This is a genomic window from Halobaculum sp. MBLA0147, from assembly GCF_041361345.1.
GTDB lineage: Archaea > Halobacteriota > Halobacteria > Halobacteriales > Haloferacaceae > JAHENP01.
Genome location: NZ_JBGKAD010000001.1, coordinates 1,712,146 through 1,731,601, shown reverse-complemented (window position 1 = coordinate 1,731,601; position 19,456 = coordinate 1,712,146). Strand labels below are relative to the sequence as shown.

Annotated in this window: 11 protein-coding genes; 4 read left to right on the top strand and 7 right to left on the bottom strand. The window is 70.4% G+C overall.

What is annotated here, in order from left to right; genetic code table 11:
- The first annotated feature begins 45 nt into the window (after positions 1 to 45).
- From RYH80_RS08220 to RYH80_RS08205, 4 genes are read left to right on the top strand one after another with little or no spacing between them, the layout of a single operon-like run.
- Entirely contained in the window at positions 46 to 1,257 is a 1,212-nt protein-coding gene (locus RYH80_RS08220; protein ID WP_370903370.1) for an FtsZ/tubulin family protein, read from the top strand.
- Positions 1,258 to 1,263: 6 nt separating this feature from the next.
- Entirely contained in the window at positions 1,264 to 4,329 is a 3,066-nt protein-coding gene (locus tag RYH80_RS08215; protein ID WP_370903369.1) for a hypothetical protein, read from the top strand.
- A gap of 18 nt (positions 4,330 to 4,347) precedes the next feature.
- On the top strand, positions 4,348 to 5,637 hold the full coding sequence (locus RYH80_RS08210) for a hypothetical protein (protein ID WP_370903368.1): 1,290 nt from the start codon (positions 4,348 to 4,350) through the stop codon (positions 5,635 to 5,637).
- Positions 5,634 to 9,050, top strand: a complete 3,417-nt coding sequence (locus RYH80_RS08205; RefSeq protein WP_370903367.1) for a COG1361 family protein — start codon at positions 5,634 to 5,636, stop codon at positions 9,048 to 9,050. The genes RYH80_RS08210 and RYH80_RS08205 overlap by 4 nt, the downstream gene beginning before the upstream one ends.
- A gap of 212 nt (positions 9,051 to 9,262) precedes the next feature.
- Here RYH80_RS08205 and RYH80_RS08200 read toward each other — a convergent pair whose 3' ends face one another.
- The 7 genes from RYH80_RS08200 to RYH80_RS08170 all read right to left on the bottom strand — a co-directional run bounded on the left by RYH80_RS08200 (position 9,263) and on the right by RYH80_RS08170 (position 19,434).
- Positions 9,263 to 12,487: a hypothetical protein gene (locus RYH80_RS08200; protein WP_370903366.1), complete on the bottom strand. Its 3,225-nt coding sequence runs from the start codon at positions 12,485 to 12,487 to the stop codon at positions 9,263 to 9,265.
- A complete protein-coding gene (locus tag RYH80_RS08195) occupies positions 12,477 to 14,093 on the bottom strand; it encodes an ATP-binding protein (RefSeq protein ID WP_370903365.1) in 1,617 nt (538 codons plus the stop codon). Before RYH80_RS08195 ends, RYH80_RS08200 begins: the two co-directional genes overlap by 11 nt.
- Positions 14,094 to 14,211: 118 nt before the next feature.
- Complete coding sequence (locus tag RYH80_RS08190) at positions 14,212 to 14,925, bottom strand: hypothetical protein (protein WP_370903364.1); 714 nt, start codon at positions 14,923 to 14,925, stop codon at positions 14,212 to 14,214.
- Between the two features lie 3 nt (positions 14,926 to 14,928).
- Complete coding sequence (locus RYH80_RS08185) at positions 14,929 to 15,939, bottom strand: hypothetical protein (protein WP_370903363.1); 1,011 nt, start codon at positions 15,937 to 15,939, stop codon at positions 14,929 to 14,931.
- The gene (locus tag RYH80_RS08180; protein ID WP_370903362.1) at positions 15,936 to 17,084 is read right to left on the bottom strand and encodes a hypothetical protein; all 1,149 of its coding nucleotides are present in this window, start codon (positions 17,082 to 17,084) and stop codon (positions 15,936 to 15,938) included. Before RYH80_RS08180 ends, RYH80_RS08185 begins: the two co-directional genes overlap by 4 nt.
- A 117-nt stretch (positions 17,085 to 17,201) precedes the next feature.
- Complete coding sequence (locus RYH80_RS08175; RefSeq protein ID WP_370904689.1) at positions 17,202 to 18,023, bottom strand: bacteriorhodopsin; 822 nt, start codon at positions 18,021 to 18,023, stop codon at positions 17,202 to 17,204.
- Between the two features lie 286 nt (positions 18,024 to 18,309).
- Positions 18,310 to 19,434, bottom strand: coding sequence for a class I SAM-dependent methyltransferase (locus RYH80_RS08170; RefSeq protein ID WP_370903361.1), 1,125 nt, complete (start codon positions 19,432 to 19,434; stop codon positions 18,310 to 18,312).
- Positions 19,435 to 19,456: the final 22 nt, after the last annotated feature.

The following is a 19,456-nucleotide window of genomic DNA, read 5'->3' as shown; positions in this document are numbered from 1 at the left end:
GAGGACAACACTCACCACGGTCGGTACCGTTGGGGGTGACGAGTGATGTCACGAGGAGACACGTACACGCGGTGGGGCGTCGTCGCGTCCGGCGAGGGGGGCAACCGTGTCGCGGCGGAACTGCTGGGCCGCAGCGAGAACCCCGGCATCGCCGACCGGGTCGCGCTGTTGAACACCAACCGCGCCGACGTGCGGAACACGGTCGAACAGAGCGACGTGGACGGCGACCTCGACGAACACGTCACCATCTTCGGCGACAAGCGTGGGGTCGGCAACGAGTTCCTCGAGGGGGAACGCCAGACCGAGGCGCACATCGAACAGATCGCCAGCAACGTCGAGGAGAACATGATCAACGGCGACGCGCTGTTGTACCTCACCACGGTCGGCGGCGGCACCGGCAACGGGTCGGTGCCGTACCTCGTCCGCGAGTTCGAGGCGGGCGAGACGATCGACCCGACGAACTACGGGCCGTGGATCGACGACGCCGTCCACATCGCCCTGGGGATCTGGCCGTACTACAACGAGCCCGCCCAGCGACAGTTCAACGCGATGTGTGGGCTCTCTCGGCTGTTGTTGACCCGCGACGGGCGCCAGAACGCCGACATGGTGTTGTTGGTGAGCAACTCTCACGTCGACGACAGCGGCGACGGGCGACGGGGGACGTACGACCGCGTCAACGAGCGGATCGTGGAGGCGATGGACCTGATGATCGGCGCGGGCCGGGAGGCGCAGGCGGTGATCGACGTGGAGGACTACGTCGCACAGCCGTCCGCGATCGGCGCGTACCACTTCACGCCGGCCGTCGCCACGGAGTTGAACGGGCAGATGTTGGAGTACGAGTTGATGTTCGACAAGGCCGCGGACAACGCCTTCGTCCCGATGGACGTCTCCTCGGCGCGTGCCGCCTTCGCAATCGTGCGTGTCCCCGATCGGATGCTCGAACGCGGCGACGTGACCGGTGCCCAGATCGAGCGGGCGTTCAACGACTGGAAACGCGACAACGGGATCGGCGGCGCGGTCGGGATGACGACCGTCACGGAGACGGAACGTCGCGGCAACGACGTGGACGTACTCCTGTTGCTGGGTGGGTTCGACCTGAACCCGCTGTTGGACCACGCGCGCGACGACTTCGAGATGCACAAACAGAACCTCGCGACGACCAGACAGTTCGGCGACGCCGACGCCGGGATCTCGCAGCGGCACCTCGAAGACATCGAGCGAAACCTCGAGGAGTACGTCGAGGCCAACGCGAGGTGACCACACGTGGTGTCTCTCACCCGGACGGTGCGGACGCTCGCCGTCGCCGTGATCTGTCTCCTCGTCCTCACCGCGGTCGTCTCGCAGGCGAACGTCGTCGCCGCGGGAGCCGCCGTCACCGGAACGGCGACCGGGGAGGACACCGGAGCCGTGGCGACCGCGTCGGTCGCCACTCTCGACCCCCCGTCGATCCGCCAGCGGGGTGACGGCGCGCTCGTCGTCACGCTCTCGAACGCGAGCCACGACACCGGCTCGCGGGTCCAGGTCGCGGTCGACGGCGGTGACGGTGAGCCGGTCTCGTACAACGTGTCCGGAGCGTCGGCGGGAGACAACACGACCCGGTACGTGGTCACTGCCGCCGACCTCCCGGAGTTCGACGCGACACAGGCCGAGGTGACGGTCACACAGGGCGACACCCCGCTCGCGACCGAGACACTGTCGCTGCGGTACGTCCGTGCCGTCGGCGCTCGACTGAGTTCGACCGGTGGGGTCGTCGTGAACACGACGGAGACGGCCGGACTCGGCGGCGGTCCGGTCACCCTGTCGCTGACGGCGAGCGGACAGACCGTGACCGCCGACGCTCGCGTCGTGAACGGCACGCTCCGCGTCGCGCCGGGTGCGGTGCGGTCGTTCTACTACCCGCCCCGGAACGCGACCGTCGAGGCCGCCGACGCGACGATCCTCGACACCTCGGGGGCCCTGACCGCCTCGTTCGGCCGCCTCGCCGGGACGGTGTCGGCGACGGCAGACGGGGGGACGCTGACTGTGTCGAGTCCGGCCGTCGTCCCCGGGACGGAGTACGACGTGATCGTCACGACGGCCGACGGACGCTACGAGAACGTGCTCGTCGCGGGTGGTTCGAACGGCTCGGGACGCGTGACGGTCTCCTCGTCGACGCTGGCGGCGGCGACGTCGGCGACGGTGACGCTGCGACACGCACCCTCGAACGCGACGGTGATCGACGCGGCGACGGTCGCGCCCAACGCCGTCGCGACGGCGAGCGTCGCCGCGGTCGACCGCGCCAACGGGACGACGACACTCGACGTGAGTGGCGTCACGCCGCTGTCCGGGAGCGTGACGAGCGTCACCGTCGTCGGTGCCGACGAGTCGGCGACCGTCTCGACCCCGACGCTGACGGGTGACACGCTCCGACTCGACGGGCTGGTGTTGGAGACGGGCGCCGCGTACGACGTGGTCGTCGAGCGGGCCGACGCCCCGTCGATCACGCTCGCCGTGGGGAGCGGCGACCGCGGTGCCGTGACGGTCCCGTCGACCGGCGGCACCGCCGGACTCGGAGAGGCGGGTGGCGTCTCGCCGCTGATGTTGGGTGTCGGTGCGGCCGGCCTGACACTCGTCGTCGGCAGTGTCGCCTTCGTGTACGTGTTCGGACGGCGAGACGCCGAGACCCCGGGTCGGAGACAGTACTCTCTCGCGGTCGCGGTCCGGGACGCCGAGGGGCGGACACCGGACCGTTCGGTGACGGTGACGGCACGACGACGCCCGGACGTGACCGGCGACGGCGGACTCGGTGACGGTGCCACCGGTGGTGGCGGACTGGCCGACGACGAGGGACTCGGCGGCGGTGGCCGCTCGCCCGGTGGCCAACGCGGCGCGTCTGGCGGCCAGTCGAGTGATCCCGGGAGCGGTCGACAGTCGAGCGGTGTCGGTGTCGGTCGGCAGTCGAGCGGTGCTGGAACCGACCGACGGTCGAGCGGTGCCGGGACGACGGCGGGACCGACGCCCAGCGGCGGCGGAGAGACGACACAGTTCCAGCTGCTCGGCGGGGAGGGGGAGATCGAACTCCCGGAGGGGCAGTGGGAACTCGACGTGGGTCCCGAGACGGACGGCGGTCCGCGGACCGTGTGGGACGGCGTCGAGGAGCCGGTCGTGTTCCGGTTGTCCCCGCTGCCCGCGACGACGACGGTCGTCGACGAGACGGGCCGTGCGGTCGCCGACGCCGAGGTGACACTCGAGGCACCGGCGGAGGCTCGGACGCGGGACACGGGACACGACGGCCGGGTCGAACTCGGAGAGGTGTCGCAGCTCGCGACCGACCTGACACTCCGGGTCACCCACGACTCCTACGAGACGTACGAGACGCGACTCGACAGTGTCCGTGACCTCGCCGACGAGGTGACACTGACGGCGGCCCGCGGCGACCTCGTCGTCACCGCACCGGTCGACGGCGCCCACACGGCCGGCGTCCACGTCGAGGCGACGCCCGTGACCCCGGACGCCGTGCCGGGTCGCGAGACGGTCGCGGCCGAGACCGGCGACGACGGGGAGGTGCGGTTCGACGACCTCGTCGTCGGCGAGTACGAGGTGACGGTGTCGGTCGACGGCGCGGAGTACGAGGGGTCGACGACGACGGTCTCCGTCCGGCCGGACGAACGGACGACGGCGACGGCCGGCGTCTCGTTCACCTACCGGCTCTCCGCGAGCCAGCGCGAGCGGATCGACGACCTGGCCGGGAGTCCACGCGAGATGCTCCCGCCACAGCGGATCGACGGCGGCGTCCACTACTACTACGGGACGGTCTTCGAGTCACTCGCGGCCGTGATCGAGGCGGTAGAGGAGTCCGGGGCTCGCTTCGTCGGCACGGGACTCTCGCCGGACGCGGTCGTGACGGAACTGCTCGACGTCGGCGAGGCGACCGTCGACGCCGTCGGTGTCGCGCTCAACAGCAAGCACAACGTCGACCTGTTCAGCGCGTGTGCCGACATGGACGCCGTCAGGCGGTCGTGGGCGGACGACGCCGACGGCGGGTTCGCGTTGGAGACACTGTTCGCCGCCGCGGAACGGACGCCGCGAGCGCTCAACACGGAGTTGCGCGAGCGCCTCGACGAGGCCGAGGCGCTCGTCGCCGAGCGTCAGAGCGAGGTCACCGTCGTCTCGCCGGTGAAAGAGCCCCTCGAGGAGGTGCGCTCGTTCGCCGACGACGAACTCACACCGGTCCCCGACCACGAACGACAACTCGCCCTCTCCGTCGTCCTCGACGGCTACCTGGACGCCCTCGAGGCGACGTTCGACGACGACGCCCTCCGCGACAGACTGGACAGAACAGTGTACTGACGGAGACACCGAGACACGATGCGCACGGGGACCACACCACGGACGACCGACGGGGCGAATCGGGGCACGACCGACGACGACGGGGGTACTGCGGTCGGCAGCGACGGGCGTACGGCGCCCGGCTCGGGTCGGCGAGCGGCGCCCGGCTCGGATCGGCGAGCGGCGCCCGGCTCGGGTCGGCGGGCGACGACTCGGCGGGCACTGCTCGCGGTGGTGGTGGCGGCACTCGCCGTCTCGGCCGTCGCCGTCCCGGCGAGTGCTCGACTCGCCGCGCCGACCACGGACCGGGTGACGCCGACCACGGACGGTGTGACGACGGTTGCCGACGCCGTAACGAGGGCGGGCGACGGTGCGACGAGGGCCGTCGACACCCACCCGGCCGCGGTGGCCGACAACGAGTCGACGCCGGAGACGGCCGACGGCTACCTCGACGCGTTCCGCTCGCTGTCGGGCGAGCCGGCGCTGTCGGAGTACGCCGAACTCGACGTGTTGCGGAGCCGTGCCGTCGCGGCACTCCAGGTCGGCACGTTCGGCGACCGCGAGCGGCGTCAGATGCGGTACACGCTCGCGACGATGCGGTCGTTCGTGTCGGCCTACGAGGCCGCGCAGGCGGGCGACCGGCGGCGGAGTCTCCGGCTCGCAGACGAGACCGGCGACGCGGTGACCGCGCTACGCGACGCCGGTGCGACGGAGTACGCCACGTTGGCACGACTCGCACTCGAACGGTTCTACGAACGACAGGGCGACAGCCTGCGCGCCAGAGCCCGCAACACCACGCGGACACCCGAGAAGATCCAGCTGTTCGAGGGGGCGGTGCAGGCGTACCGCGACGGGAACGCGACCGGACGACTGTCGAGTACCTCGACGAACCTCGAACGGATCGCGGCGGAGTACCGCAGAGACAACCGCAGCCTGAACGCGTCGTTGGCGGCGGTCGCGTCGTTCCGTGCGTCGTGTGACGGCCGGTGTGACGGCGCCGTCACGGTCGCCGAGAGCTTCGGAGTCGGGACGTTCTCCCAGTACGTCGCGGCCAGACGTGCGGTCGCCGACGCGACTCGCGCTCGTCGGCTGGCGGCGGAACACGGCCTCTCGGGACGCGTCACTCGTGCCGAGGAACAGCTCGCGTGGGCACGGACGGCGTTGCGGTCGGCGACGCTCGCGGCCGCCGGGCTCCTCTTCGGGTACGCGCTGGCGCTCGGTCTCGTCGCGGCGCTGGTCGTCTACCGACTGACTGCGTGGGACGCCGACGTGGCAGCCGCGAACGTGGGGTCGATTCTGCCCCGCGAGCCACTGGAGGTGGAGAAGTGACCCGGCACACCGCGGCACGGATCGCGGTCGTCCTCGGGGTCTGTCTCCTGCTCGTCACGGGGGCAGCCGGGACGGTGACGGCGCTCGAACGGACGACGGTGGCGGTCGACACCGCCGTCGAAGACGAGTCGACCGAGACACTGGCGTTCACCTTCACCGCCGACAGCGACGCGACCGTCTCCGCGCCCGACGAGATCACTCGCGACGGCGGCGCAGTGACGTTCGCGTTCGACAGCTGGGAGGCGACCGACGGGAGCGACGACGGGACGAGTCGCGAGTGGTCCGTCACGTCCGGCACCGAGTACCGCGTGACCTACGAGGTGACGGCGACGGACGACGCGGGCGAGCAGACGTACGACGCGGACGTGGAGATCACCGACGAGGCCGGCGGCGTCGTTCACTCCGAGCGGTTGGAGGGAGACGTCGACATCCTCGAGCCCTCGTTCGGTTCCGCGCCGTCGCCGGACACGACGGTGGAACTCGCCGCCGGCCGGGACAGTGACGAGACGGCGACCGTCACCGCGACGGTCGAGAACGACGGCGACGGGACGATGGTGGTGTCGGACGCCTCCTTCTCCGGACTCCCGGACGGGATCGAGCCGGCCGGTGACCCGCTCGGGGGTGCCGGGGAGATCGCCCCTGGCAGGGCCGGTTCGGTCGAACTGCGCGTGTCCGTCGGTCCGGACGTCTCGGAGGGGAGCTACGACTTCCAGGCGACCGTCGAGGACAGCCTCGGCAACACGCAGACGTTCCCGGTGACCGTGACGGTCGACGAACTCCGGCCGGAGATCACCGCCGTCGACGGGGACACGACGGTCGAGATCGACCGTGTCGGCGAGGGTGACTCGGAGACGGCTGGTGTGTCGCTGGCAGTGACGAACGGTGGTGACGGCGACCTCTTCTTGGAGGACGTGTCCTTCACCACGCCGGACGGCGTCACGGCAGCGCCAACCGATGTCCCCGACAGAATCGAGGCTGGGACGACCGGACAGGTCGGGTACGACCTCTCCGTAGACCGGACGACCTCGACGCGCTCGATCACCGTCTCGGGGACGCTCACGAACTCGCTCGGGGAGTCGCGCCAGTTCTCGACGGAGGTCGACGTCGACGTGTTGTTCCCGGAGTTGGGTGACCCGACACGCCCGAGTGAGCGAGTCGTGTTCGACAGTCCGGACGACTCTTCGTTGACGGTGGCGGTCGGTCCGAGACAACCCAACACCGGGAACGGGAACATGCGACTGGCGTCGGTGTCGGTCGACGGACTCCCGGATGGGTTCTCCGTCGAGGACACCGGGGTCGAGCGGGGTGTGATCGAACCCGGCTCGTCCGGACGGACCGCAGTCGAACTGGCCGTGGCCGACAGCGTCGACGAGGGGACGTACGACGTAGACGGGACGATCACGGACTCACTCGGGAACACGCGCCCGTTCACCGCCGAGGTGACCGTCGTGCGGCCGCCGATCGTCGGCTTCGACGAGACACCGGTCGACCTGGGGAACGTGTTGGTCGGGAGCGAGCAGTCGGTCACCGTCGGGGTCCGCGAACTCGGCGGTGCGTCGCGGATCGACGACCTCTCCGCGACCGTCCGTCCGCTCACCGCCAACGGGTCGCTACGTGTCGAGCCGCTCAGAACGCTCCGCGTCGCTCCCGGCGGTCGTTCGGAGGCGCCGTTCACGGTGGCGGTGGCCGGTGACGCACCACAACACGAGCGACTCGAGTGGGAACTGTCGGTCGAACCGGAGGATCAGAACGCCCAGCGCCGGACAGTTCCGGTCACGGCCCGAGTGATCTACCCACCGGAGTTGACCGACGTGCGGACCGGACAGACGACCTTCGAGTTCGACAGACCACGACCGACGGACGACTACACGCAGACGCGGACGGTGTCGTTCGCCAACGCCGGCGACTTGGAGATGGACGTTCGGGACGTGTCCGCGAGTGTCAGTGGGACCGCCACGGTGGACGCGACGGTGACGGACGTGCCGGCGACGGTCGAGGGGCTGTCGAACGGTTCGGCGACGGTCGAGGTCGTCGCGCCGCCGGAGACGGCCGAGGGTGAGTACACGCTCACGGTCACCGTCCGGACGGCGGAGGGTGGCACGGAGACGATCACTCGTCCGGTCACGGTCGACCACCGGCGCGAGCTCGCCGTGGAGACGACGACGGTGTCGTACGGCGAGGTGACGATCACCGACGAGCGGACCCGGACGCTCGACGTCGGGGAACGACTCGGCTACGAGGACCTCACCGGCTTCTCCATCGAGCGCGTCTCCGGTCCCGACCGGTACCTGACGCTGACGAGTCGGCCGGACAGCCCCGTCACGGCGGGCGAGTCGGAACCCGCCGTGTTCACGCTCCAGTTCGACACGAGTGCCCAGCCGTACCGCGAGTACGAGTGGGCGTACCGGATCTCCGGCGACCGCGTGGAGAGCCGGACGGTCACCGTCACGGCTCGCGCACGCCCGTTCTCGTTCGACAGTCTCCGCGAGAACCTCTCGGCGGCTGCCGACGAGGGTGCGTGGCGCGAGCCGCTGGCCGGCGGAGTGACGACGACGCTCGACGAGTTGGAGGGGCGACTGCGGAACAACGAGTCGGTGAGCAGCGACGCACTCCCGACGACGCTGTCGGTCGCACGCGCGACGCTGCTGTACGTCGACGCCGTCGAGCGGGCACAGGCGGCGCAGGCCGACGGCGACTACGCGACCGCTCAGCGGTTCGTCGTCCGTGCGGCGGTCGCTCGCAACCAACTCGTCCGCGCGGCGAGTGACCTCTCGTCGTCGGTCGGGGAGCCACTCGAGCGCACGACACGGGTGGCCAACGAGACGCTGGCGACGGTCGTCGCCGACCAGCGTTCCCACTACGTCGGACGGCTCGACGAGTCGAGTCCGTTCGACCGGCGTGCGAACGCCCGCCGGGCGCTGGCGCGGCTCGACGCCATCGACGGGGCCGAACGCGCCGCCGCACGCAACCGGTCGGCCTCGCAGACGGCGACCGAACGGTACCTCGGACTCGTGACGAACGCCTCGCGCGACCGCGCGGCGGCCGAGGCGGCCTGGCAGTCCGTCCGAGACAACGCGACGGTCGTCGTCGCGGGACAGCCGCTGGTGTTGAACCCGACCCGGTTCACCGCGGTGACCGACCGCCTCGAACGGATCGACGGACTGTACGCGACGGCGGTGTCCGACTACCGAACGGCCGGTGCCGCGAGCGAGGCCGACACCGTCGCCGACAGACGCGGGACGGTGGCCGGTCGGGCACAGCTGCTCCGGTACGGGCTGTACGGCTCTGCCGGCGTGTACGGACTCGTCACGCTCGCCGTCGTCGTCGGGCTCGGGAGACGGGTGATCAGCTACTACGAGGACACCCGCGAGGCGACGCTCGGGGACTTCCTCCTCGAACCCGCCGAGGCCTGAGTTCTCACTCGCCTCGCCCCCCGGTCCCGGTGTCGACACTCCGCCGCCGCGACTCGACGCCTCCGTGTACCCGGTCCGTCCCGTCCGACGGGGTCGCCACCGTTCGGTTCGTCGTTCGGCCGAACGCCGGCGACCGAGTCTCGGGACCCGGACGGAGTTCTTCGAGAACGGAGATCCGAGTGGCGTCCCCGGCGACGCGGGTCGTCGGTCGTCTAGAGCGACTCGAACACCAGATCGGGGACGGTCGGGAGCACGCGCTCGCGCCGTCGCGGCGTGAACACGGTCTCGTCGTCGTCGACCGTCGGGTCGGTCAACTCGAACGCCGCCAGTCGCTCGTCGCTCTCGGTGTCGACGACGTGGACGACCACCGTGTCGTCCGCGGGATCGAAGCCGTCGACCGAGACGGGTACCTCGTAGTCGTCGCCGGGCTCGACACGGCCGAGTTCCTCGCGACCGACGACCGTGCCGTCGCTCGCGACCTCGAAGCCGACGTCTTCGACGGGGCTGTCACCCTCGTTGTCCAGCGTGACGTAGAGGTACCGCCCGACGCTGGCGGCCGCCGTCACGTCGACGGGTGTCGTCTCTCCGCGGTCCGGCCGCACGCCCAACGACAGCGTCTCGAGTTCGCGGCGCTCGCCGTCGACCTCGCAGGTGACGGTCGCCGGCACCGGCTCCGTCGGCGGGTCGGGGACCGTCGTCGTCTCGCGGACGACCTCGCCGGGGGTGAACCCGGCGTCGAACGTGACCGTCGCGTCCGGCAGCGTCACGCCGGTCAGCCGACCGCCGGTCTCCGCGTCCGGGCGGACCGCCACACAGAGTCGGCCGTCGCCGTCGAGCCAGACGTACGGGGTCACGGGTGGTGTCGCGACCGACACCGGGTGGTCCGACGCGACCGCCTCGCCGCCGTCCGTCTCGGCGACCGCCGACGGCAACGCCCCGTCGGCGAACGCGACGACACCGCGATCCAAGATCGGCACCGACGTGTCGGTCTCGCGTGTCACCCGTCCCGTCCGCTCGCCCTCGTCGGCTGTCACCGCGATGTCGACCGGGTCCGCCGGGTCCTCGGCCAACCCGACGGCGAGTCGCTCGCGGAACCGGTGACCGGCCGACGGTTCCGACGCCGACACGGTCCTGTCGATCACCGGCTCGGGAACCGTCGGCGTCCTCGCCGGCGGTGCGTCCGGCTCGTCGTCCCCGGCGTCGATCACGATCCCACCGGACCGATCCGCCTCCTCCGGTGGGTCGTGGTCGCTCCGATCGGCCCCCGCCGGATCGGCTCCGGCCGCCTCGCCCGCTCGCGGTTCCGTCTCGGTTCTCCGCGACTCTGTCTCACCCGCGCGTGAGTCACGACGACCGGGTGAGCCCGCTCCCCCTCGACTCCCGCCGTGTGCGGGTGTGTCGCCGCCGTGTCGATCTGCCGGTGGGTCGGCGTGTCGGTCTGCCGGTGGGTCGGCGTGTCGGTCTGCCGGTGGGTCGGCGTGCCGGTCTGCCGACCGCTCCGACCGTCCACCGCCCGTCCCCGCTCGATCTCGACGGGGCTCCGTCCGACCGGCACCGGCCTCCGTCCGAGTGGTGTCGGCGCCGGTTCGCCGAGGGTCCGAGTCCGCTCGGCCGCCGCCCGGCTCCGTCCGACCGCCGCCGGTCGCAGACCGCCCGCCACCCGCGGCTCCCCCGCCACGCTCGTCGCCGGGGTGGCCGTCTCTCCGCTCGTCGTGGCCGGCCCGTCCACCACGCTCGCCGCCGTGTGACGACGCACCTCGCCCACCGCGGCCGGATCGCTCGGCGCGCTCGCCGCCGGTGGCACGTGCCACCGCGTCGACGACTCCCGGATCACACGTCGTCTGCTGGGTCGCGGTGTCGCTCTCGACGGTCACCCGGCGTCGGCCGGCGGCGACGGACGGTAGCGTCCACACGACGGTGCCGTCGGCTGGAATCTCCACCTCGCGTGCGACGGTGTCGTCCGGCGTCGGGACACCCCCGACGACCAGTTCCGTCCGGACGGGACAGTCGACCGTCGCCGTCGCACGGACCGTGAGGTAGCCGTCGCCGTCCGTCTCGAGCGCGAGCGACACCGGTCGCGCCGGCACGTCGAGATCGAGTCTCGTGTCCGGGAACGGCGCCAGTGCCACGGTCGGGTCGGTGACGGGCGGCGCGAACGTCGCCTCGACGCTCCGCTCGCCACCCGGCTGGACCGCGCCGCCGTCGACGCCGCCGACCTGCCACGCCTCGACGGGCGTCTCCGTCTCGTTGCGGAGGCGAACCTCGACCCGAACCTGTCCGTCGACGAGTGCGACGGCGGTTCCGGTCACCGTCGGCGTGCGGTCGGGGTCGACCGTCTCGACCGTCGTCTCGGCGACGCGCTCGTCGTCGACGACGAGTCCCAGCGAGACGGTGTCGTCGGCCACCTCGGCGACGCCGACGGTCACCCGCTGTCGTGCGCCCGGCTCCAACGCCAACGAGAACGGCTCCGCACCGACGGTCACGCCCGTCCCGGTCACCGCGACGGTCCGGTCGACGGTCGCGTCGCCCCCGTTCTCGACGACCACCGACACCGTGTCGGCCGTCTCCGGAACCGGCGCGTCGGGCACCGAGAGGCGCAGTTCCTCGGCCGGATCCTCGACGGCGTGCGACACCGTCGCCGTCCCGTCTGCGACGCGACAGGCGACCGTCCCGTCGACGGAGACGACGTGACTCCCCGTGTGTGGGACGGACTCGACCGTCTCGCCGCCACCGTCGGGTGCGATCGCCACCACTCGCTCGCCGTCGCGGACCCACAGGTGGCCGTCGCCGGCGTCCGCGATCCAGTCGACGTCCCCGTCGCGCTCCCAGCGACACTCCCCGTCGGCGTACCCCGCCACCGAACCGTCTCGCAGCGCCACGACGACCGTCTCGTCGACGATCCCCACGTCCGCGACCGCACCGTCGAGACTCACTGCCCCCTCGCCCCACGCCTCCCCGTCCTCGTCCGTGACGAACAACGAACTCCACCGCCCGACCGCCCGGAGTCCGTCGTAGACGGCGACGTGTGGGTCCCGTGGCAACTCCGCACCCGGAACCGGGTCGCGTCCGACGGTCGTCCCGCTGTCGCCACGCACCCGGACGAACGCCTCGTCTGCCGTCCGGACGAGGACGGTCCCACCGACGGGGTCCGCGGCGAGGCCGACCGGCTCGTCGATCTCCGCCGCCGTCCACAGTCGCGTCCCGTTCGTCCCGAACGCAGTCACCGCCCCGTCCGCGAGCGTGTACACCTGCCCGCCGACCGCCACGTCCGCGACCGCGTCGGCACGCTGGAGCGTGAAGTGTCCCTCGCCGTCGACGAGCACCACGTCGCCGTCGCGGCCGGCCACGGCGACGGTGTCCGTCCCGGCGGCGGCCGCCGCGGGCGCCGCCTGCTCGAAGGAGTCGACCTGCGCGAGGACCGGCCGGTCACCCGCCACCGTCCCCCTCCTCGCCCGTCCCGCCGGGTGCGCCGGGGAGCATCCCGAACTTCCGTGCCTGGTCTTCCACGTACGTCTTCATCTGCGGGAACCCCTCCAACTCCTGGGCCTGTTTGGTCACGCTGGAGACGTACTGTCTGACGGTCTTCGGATCCGTCTCCGAGAGTTTCTCCAGCAGGTACTCCGTGTCCGGTTGGATCGGCTCGCGGTCGTCTAGGGCGACGCTCTCGACGAGTTCCCGCTGGAGGTCACTCCCCAACACGCGGTCGGCGATCTCCGCCGGGGTGTAGCCGACGGACTCCTCGCCGAGTCGCGTACAGTCCACGTCGTCGCGCTCGGCGATCTTCCCCAGCGAGGTCTCCCACACCTCCGCCATCACCTCCGGCCCGGGCTGTGGGATGAACTGCTGGATCGGGAACCGCCGGGTGGCCGCCGGGTCGATGGAGAACGGCATGTTGGTCGCGCCGATCACGAGCAGGTTGTCCTCCACGTCGTTCATCTGCTGGAGGAAGGCGTTCGTCAGCGCCCGCTCGTGGCGCTGGAGGTTGTCGTCCGACCGGTCCGGGATCAGCGTCTCCACCTCGTCGAAGAACAACACCGCGAACCCGCCGCTCGCGAGTTCGTGGGCCTGGTCGAAGGCGGCCTCGACGTTCTTCTCCGACTCGCCGGCATACTTCGACACCACGTCGCTCCCCCGCACCTCGAGGAACACCACGTCGCCGTACTCCGCCTCGATGTCCGTGTTGTGTTTGGCCTCGTAGGCGATCGCCTCCGAGATCAGCGTCTTCCCACACCCGGGCGGACCGTACAGCATCATCCCGCCGCTCCGGTCCGCGAACGACTCCCCGTACTCGTCGACGACGGTCTCGCTCACCGACCGGTCGAACAACGACAGCATCATCTGGGCCGTCCGCTTGACCTCCTCGAGGCCGGCCACGTCCTCCTCGAACGTCTTCTGTGGCTCCGTCGGCTGGACGTTGATCGAGGCGTCCTCCTCCTCGTCTGCACCGCCGCGGCCGCCACCACCACCGCCGCCGGCACCGCCTCCCGGACCACTACCACCCGGACCGGGCGCCGTGTCGGCGCTCGTCGCGTCCGGCGCGGCGGGTTCGGTGGCGTCGGTGTCGAACTCGAAGGTGGTGTCGTCGTCGACCCGGACGGTCACGCGGTCCGGCTCCACGTCGGCGACGACGAAGTCGACGGTCCCCTTCCCGTAGTCGTACGTCTCCTCGATCGGGTGGAGCAGGGCTCCACGGTCCTTGAGGATCGCCGCCAGTTGCTCGGGGTCGACACCCATCGGGTTGATCGTCACCGTGTCGGCCGTCGGCACCTCCAGCGGAGAGGCGTCGGCCTCCACGTAGAAGGGGTCGTCGCGGTCGATCTCCGGGAACAGCGCCGCGGCTCGCTCGTTGATCCAGATGTCGCTGCTGTCGCTCCCGCTGAACAGGTCCTTCTCCGCGTCGACCGCGAACGTCACGGTGAAGCCCTTGTGCTCGACGTGGGCCATGTCCGTGTCCACCCCCGGCGGGAGTCGCTTCTTCGCGACGGTGACGTGTGAGGTCGGCTGGTCGCTCGTTACGATCGGTTCGAAGCTCACTCGGCTCATCTCTGTGTCTCCTGGTTCTCTCGACGCCGCTCCGGGTCACGACCACCCGGTCGAGTGGCGGTACCGCGTGTCACACCCGTCCGCGACGGCGTCGGCACGGCGTCGGGCGTCGGTCGGCTCACTGCCACGCGTGACTCCCCTCGGCTCCCGCCGCCAGGACGCGTTGCAGGAACGATTCGATCTCCTCGAACTCCGCCGCCGCCAGCGCGTCCGGCGGGTCGAGCCACAACGCGACGGCCGGGAGTCTGTCGAGGACCGACGCCAACTCCGTCAACATCCGCGACAGGTCGGCGAACGCCTCGGTGACACGGCCGGCGTCCGTCGCGTCGAGTCGCTGTCGACACCGGCGACAGTCCCGTTCGAGCGCCCGGAGTCGCTCGGCCAACCACGGGTACAGGACGTACCAGTTCGCCGCCCGCGGCCACGTCTTCCCCAACGGCACGGCGTGTCCGTCCCCGTCCGGCGCGAGTCGCTCCGCCTCGACCACCGCAGTCTCGTCCGGAGCGGTCGTCTCGGTCTCGTCCGGCGAGACGCTCCCGGGGTCGTCGCCGGCGCCCGGGCCACCGTCGGTACGGAGTCCGTCGTCCAGCCGCTCGTCCAGCCGCGCGTCGAGCGCGTTCGCGACTCGCTCGTCGGCGGCCGCGGGCGGCGTCTCGGGCAACGACGGGACGTGATCGACGGCCGCGAGCGTCTCCGTGAGCGCGACGAGCCGCTCACACACCGTGTGTGCGGTCTCCCACGGTCCGCTCGCCGCCGGCCGCCCCCCGTCCAGCAGCTCCGCGAGGGCGCGGTCGACGGCCGCCAGGTCGCTCAACAGCGAGTCGGTCTCCATACGCTACGACTGTTGTGTGAGTGGTTGGTCGGCGATCGACTCGGCCTGCTCGGTCACCTCGTCGAGTTCGTCGTCGGTGCCCAGGTTCTCGAAGAACTCGTCGTCGGACTCCTCCTCCATCTTCTCTTCGGGCTCCATCACCCCGCTGATCGACGAGAGCAGTCCGGCGTACTGTTCGGACAACTCGACGAGATCTTCGGGGAAGATCGCCTCGCCGAGCGCGAGTTCGCGGAACGACTCGCGCTTCTCGACCATCACACCCCGCATCGCCTCGAACTTCTCCATCACCGTCCCGAGTTCCTCGGCGCGGTTGCCCGCCTCGCCGATCTCCGTGTTCTTCGTCTCCTCCAAGTTCTCGTAGAAGTGGTACTGCTCGCGGAGCTGTTTGAACCGCTCGCGGTCCTCGCCGGACAACTCGGACGGCGACCGACTCCCGACGAGGTTCTGCATCTTCTGTTCGAGTTCCCGTTGTCGCTGGACCGGGTCGACGTTCCCGCCGCGCTTCTCCGTCTCGCGTTCGCGGTTCTCGAACCGCTCTTTGGCCTCCTCGACGCGGTCGTGGGCGTAGTCGATCCGGTCGATGCAGGTGTCGAACATCGCCGCCCAGTTGTTGTACATCCGCGGGTAGTCGCTCTCGGCGATCTGGTCGAGCGGCTTCAACACCGTCACCTGCCCGGCGTCGTCGACCTCGACGACGTTCTCTCTGTCGAGGAACTCCAACACGGCCGTCGCCTGCCACTCCGTGGAGGCGTCGATCTCGGACTCGTCGGCGTCGAGCAACGCGCCGACCGCCTGGTCGCGGTCGATCACCGCCTGCCCGTCTTCGTCGATCTCCAACGCCTCGCCGAGGTCGTAGTCCATCAACTCCGAGACCAACTCCTCCCAGTTGCCGATCTCCTCCTCGTCGCGGCGCTCGACGATGCTGGCGTCGAACCTGACCGCCTCGTTGTTCGCGCTCTGTGGGATCGCGGTGACGATACCGTCCTCCTCGGTGAACTCGCTGAACTCTCTCATGATGCCTCACTCGCGAAGTCGTCTCTGATCAGTTCGTCGGCGCGCTCCGTGATCCGCTCGCGCAGGTACTCGTTGGCCGCCGTCGTGCTCGCGAGCCGCAGGTCCTCGATCTCCGGCCGGACGGAGTCGAGGAGACTCGACGGCGTCTGTGCGGTCGTCTCGTTCAACACCGGGCGGACGACCTCGTCGGCGTGTGACTCGACGGTCTCGTCGGCCGGGTCGACGTGGACGGCCAGTCCGCGCGTGTCGTCGCGTTCGATCTCGGGGTTGTCCGTCCCGTCGAACCGCTCGCGGACCCCACGCAACACGTCCCGCTCCGAGAGGTCGCCGCGACTCGACCGGACCGCCGACAACACGTTCGAGCGACGCTCGATCTCCTCGGTCAACAGCGAGTCGTACTCGGAGACCGGCATCACGTACCCCGCGCTCTGGAAGGCGTCGACCACGTCGTCGGCGATCTCGCCGGCCAGCCACCGGGTGTACTCCTCGATGGCCGCCGGGACGAGGTACTCCCCGTCGAGGTCGACGACGTACCCCTCCGTCTGGAGGTAGCCGATCACGTCCGACACCGCGGAGACGGAGATCGCGTCCTCCAGTTCTCCGTGGGAGATCTTCCCGTCGAGACTCTCGTGGACGAGTTTGTCCTCCAAGTCCTCGCCGCCCCCGGCGACGTGGTCCTTCAGCTTCGGGCCCACCGTGTAGTAGCTCCGGTTCCCGGCGACGATCCGCATCACCAACCCGCGTTGGCCCGACCGGAGTTCCTCGGCGAAGAACTCCGCGTCGTCCAACGCGAGGTCGAAGTGCTGGCGGAGGTCCTCCGTCGTGACGACGATCTGGTTGCGGAACAGTTCCTGCAGTTCCTCGGCGACGCCCATGTCGATCCCGCGACCGAACGGATCGACGTAGAAGACACCGTTCCTGATCCGTTCGATCGAACTGGTCTCCTCGCTCGCGACCGTCGAGAGCGTCTCCTCGATGTCGGACTTCGACAGCGAGTCCGCGTGGACGAGACTCTTGTCGCTCGACTCGTACTCGCTCTCGATCCGCTCGCGGTCGCGGTCGACGTAGACGAAGCCGAACTCGTCTTGTGCGACCGACCGACACGCGTCCGCCAGCGCGTCTCGGTCTACTGGTCGTATTGGCATCGTCCGTGTGCACGGAACTGTTCGCCGTAAACCTTTGCCCGGCGCGGGTGTCGGCTCGTGGGACCGCTCCCACGAGTCTCGCGCGTCACCCGTCGACTCCGACCCGTCTCGCCGTCGTCACTCGTCACCCAGCAGCGACGGGTTGGAGGCGACGACGGACTCGTTGTTCGCGACCCACCGCAACAGGAGGAACGCGAACAGGTACTTCGCGAGGATGTCCAGCCCGGAGTAGCCCCACGAGGTGAGCCCGACGCCCAACACCGCGAGCCCCTCGGAGCCGAGTGCCCACAGGATCGGGTAGCCGAACCACAGGACGACGGTGAGGTTCCGGAGCCCGTCGAAGATCTCGCTGGTGCCGGCACGCGCCGCGTCGTCGGACCACTCCACCAGGATCACGTACACCACCACGAGGAAGAACGCGGTGCTGATCCCGAAGAACACCCAGCGGACGAGCAGGGAACTCGTGATCAGCGCCGCGGCGAGCCCGGTCACACACATCCCCACGTCCATCGTGATCGCGGTGAACAGCTTCGTGAAGTCCGTCCCGGCGACGAGCCCGAGCGCGGCGAGGATGGCCGGCGTGGAGAACGTCCACGTCAGGTACCGGCCCCACGGCGAGAGGATCTCACCCTGTCCCGCGAGCGGGTGGCCCGCCGGCATCTCCAGGAAGCCGACGGTGAGCCCCGACACCAGACTGGCGTACGACGAGATGGACACCAGCGGGACGAGCAGCGCCGCCACCCAGATCAGTTTCGCCCGCGACTCCGTCAGGTCGCGACCCATGTAGACGAACAGGAGGATCGAGAGCCCCGCGAGTGCGACGTTCACCCACAGCGACGAACTGAGCAGGAGGCTCTCCCTGATCGCGTCGACTGTGTCCGCCTGCGTCTGTAGTGGAACGGTACCTCGCGCCGCCGTGTCGAGTACGTTCGCTAGCATCATGGTCGTGTCACGGATCGCTACCGGTGACGATCCGGTATCGGTAGTAAAACACGCACCGACGTATCAAGAGTATACCGGTGTTCTCCAGACGGTTACCGGGGTCACCCGCGCGGACGCCCGTCGCCACGTCCACGCGCTGTGACACACTGTGTCACCCCACCGCCACGCGCTGGGACGACTGTCGCCGTCACGAGCCGGCGGCTCACAGCGGAGCGAGGCGGAAGCCCACCGCTTCAGGGGTGGGTAGCTGACTCTCCTGGAGTCGCACGTGGGGAAGGCTCGCTCACCGCCGCAGTCGCACGTCGAGACAGACGTTCAGTTCGTGTGGCGCGTACGAGCGGACGACGTGTTCCGTCTCGACGGAGACGGTGTAGTCGGCCTCGCTCGCGGCGACCGCCTCGCGAATCGCCCGTTCGCCCGGGCCGAACGGGTCGTCCTCGTGTTGGATGTCGTAGTAGTGGAGTACACAGTCGTCGCCCGCCAGCGCCACCGCGGTGTCGAGGAACTCGTCGGCGGAGTGTGGGAGGTTCGCCACCAGTCGGTCCGCCCAGTCGCAGTAGCCCGCCCGCACCGCCGGCCGCGGGTCCTCCGGGAGGCCGTCGGCCACGTCGCGTACGTCCGCCTGGATCGCCGTCACGCGGTCCGCGACGCCGTTGCGCTCGGCGTTGGTCTCGAGGTACGGGACGGCGGCGGGGTTCGCGTCGACGGCGACCACCTCGGCACCGCGGGTCGCCATCGGCACCGCGAACGGGCCGACACCCGCGAACATGTCGAGTGCGCGCTCGCCGTCGGTCACCTGCTCGATCACGCGGTGGCGTTCCGTCGCCAGTCGCGGCGAGAAGTACACCTCGGTCGGGTCGAGGCGGAACGCGTGGCCGTACTCGCGGTGGACCGTCTCCGTCTCCGTGCCGGCGAGCACCTCCCACTCGCGGACGCGGTACTCCCCGTTGACCTTCGAGGCGCGGTTCAACACGGTCTCGCAGGGCACGTCCGAGGTCGTGATCGCGTCGGCGACGGTCCGGGCGCGCTCGGGATCGTCCTCGTCGATCACGACCACGTCGCCGAGTCGCTCGTAGGTGGGGTCCCAGCCGAGCACGTCCGCGGGTGTCGTCTGGCGGTCTCGCTCGCCGGTCGCGCGGTCGACCACGTCGTCCGACGACGGGACGGCCGCGGCGTCGGTGACCGGGACGTAGATCTCCCCGTCGACCACCTCGATCTGGCGGTCCCCGTCCAACAGCCCCGCGTCGGCGAGCCGCTCGCGGGTCGCCTCCCCCTCCTCGCGTGCGACGCGGACACACGGGGCGGTGAACGTGTCGCTGTCCGTCGCCGTGTCGTCGTCGGCTGCCGCCGACTCGCCACCTCTCTCGGCGTCGGCCTCCGTCGTCTGCTCGGCCCGATCCTCTGTCACACACCTCACTCGGCGGCCGGCG

Excerpts from the sequence above, each read along its gene's own strand:
- RYH80_RS08220 (WP_370903370.1), top strand. The coding sequence starts at position 46 with ATGTCACGAGGAGACACGTACACGCGGTGGGGCGTCGTCGCGTCCGGC.
- RYH80_RS08210 (WP_370903368.1), top strand. The coding sequence starts at position 4,348 with ATGCGCACGGGGACCACACCACGGACGACCGACGGGGCGAATCGGGGC.
- RYH80_RS08195 (WP_370903365.1), bottom strand. The coding sequence starts at position 14,093 with ATGAGCCGAGTGAGCTTCGAACCGATCGTAACGAGCGACCAGCCGACC.
- RYH80_RS08190 (WP_370903364.1), bottom strand. The coding sequence starts at position 14,925 with ATGGAGACCGACTCGCTGTTGAGCGACCTGGCGGCCGTCGACCGCGCC.
- RYH80_RS08185 (WP_370903363.1), bottom strand. The coding sequence starts at position 15,939 with ATGAGAGAGTTCAGCGAGTTCACCGAGGAGGACGGTATCGTCACCGCG.
- RYH80_RS08180 (WP_370903362.1), bottom strand. The coding sequence starts at position 17,084 with ATGCCAATACGACCAGTAGACCGAGACGCGCTGGCGGACGCGTGTCGG.
- RYH80_RS08175 (WP_370904689.1), bottom strand. The coding sequence starts at position 18,023 with ATGCTAGCGAACGTACTCGACACGGCGGCGCGAGGTACCGTTCCACTA.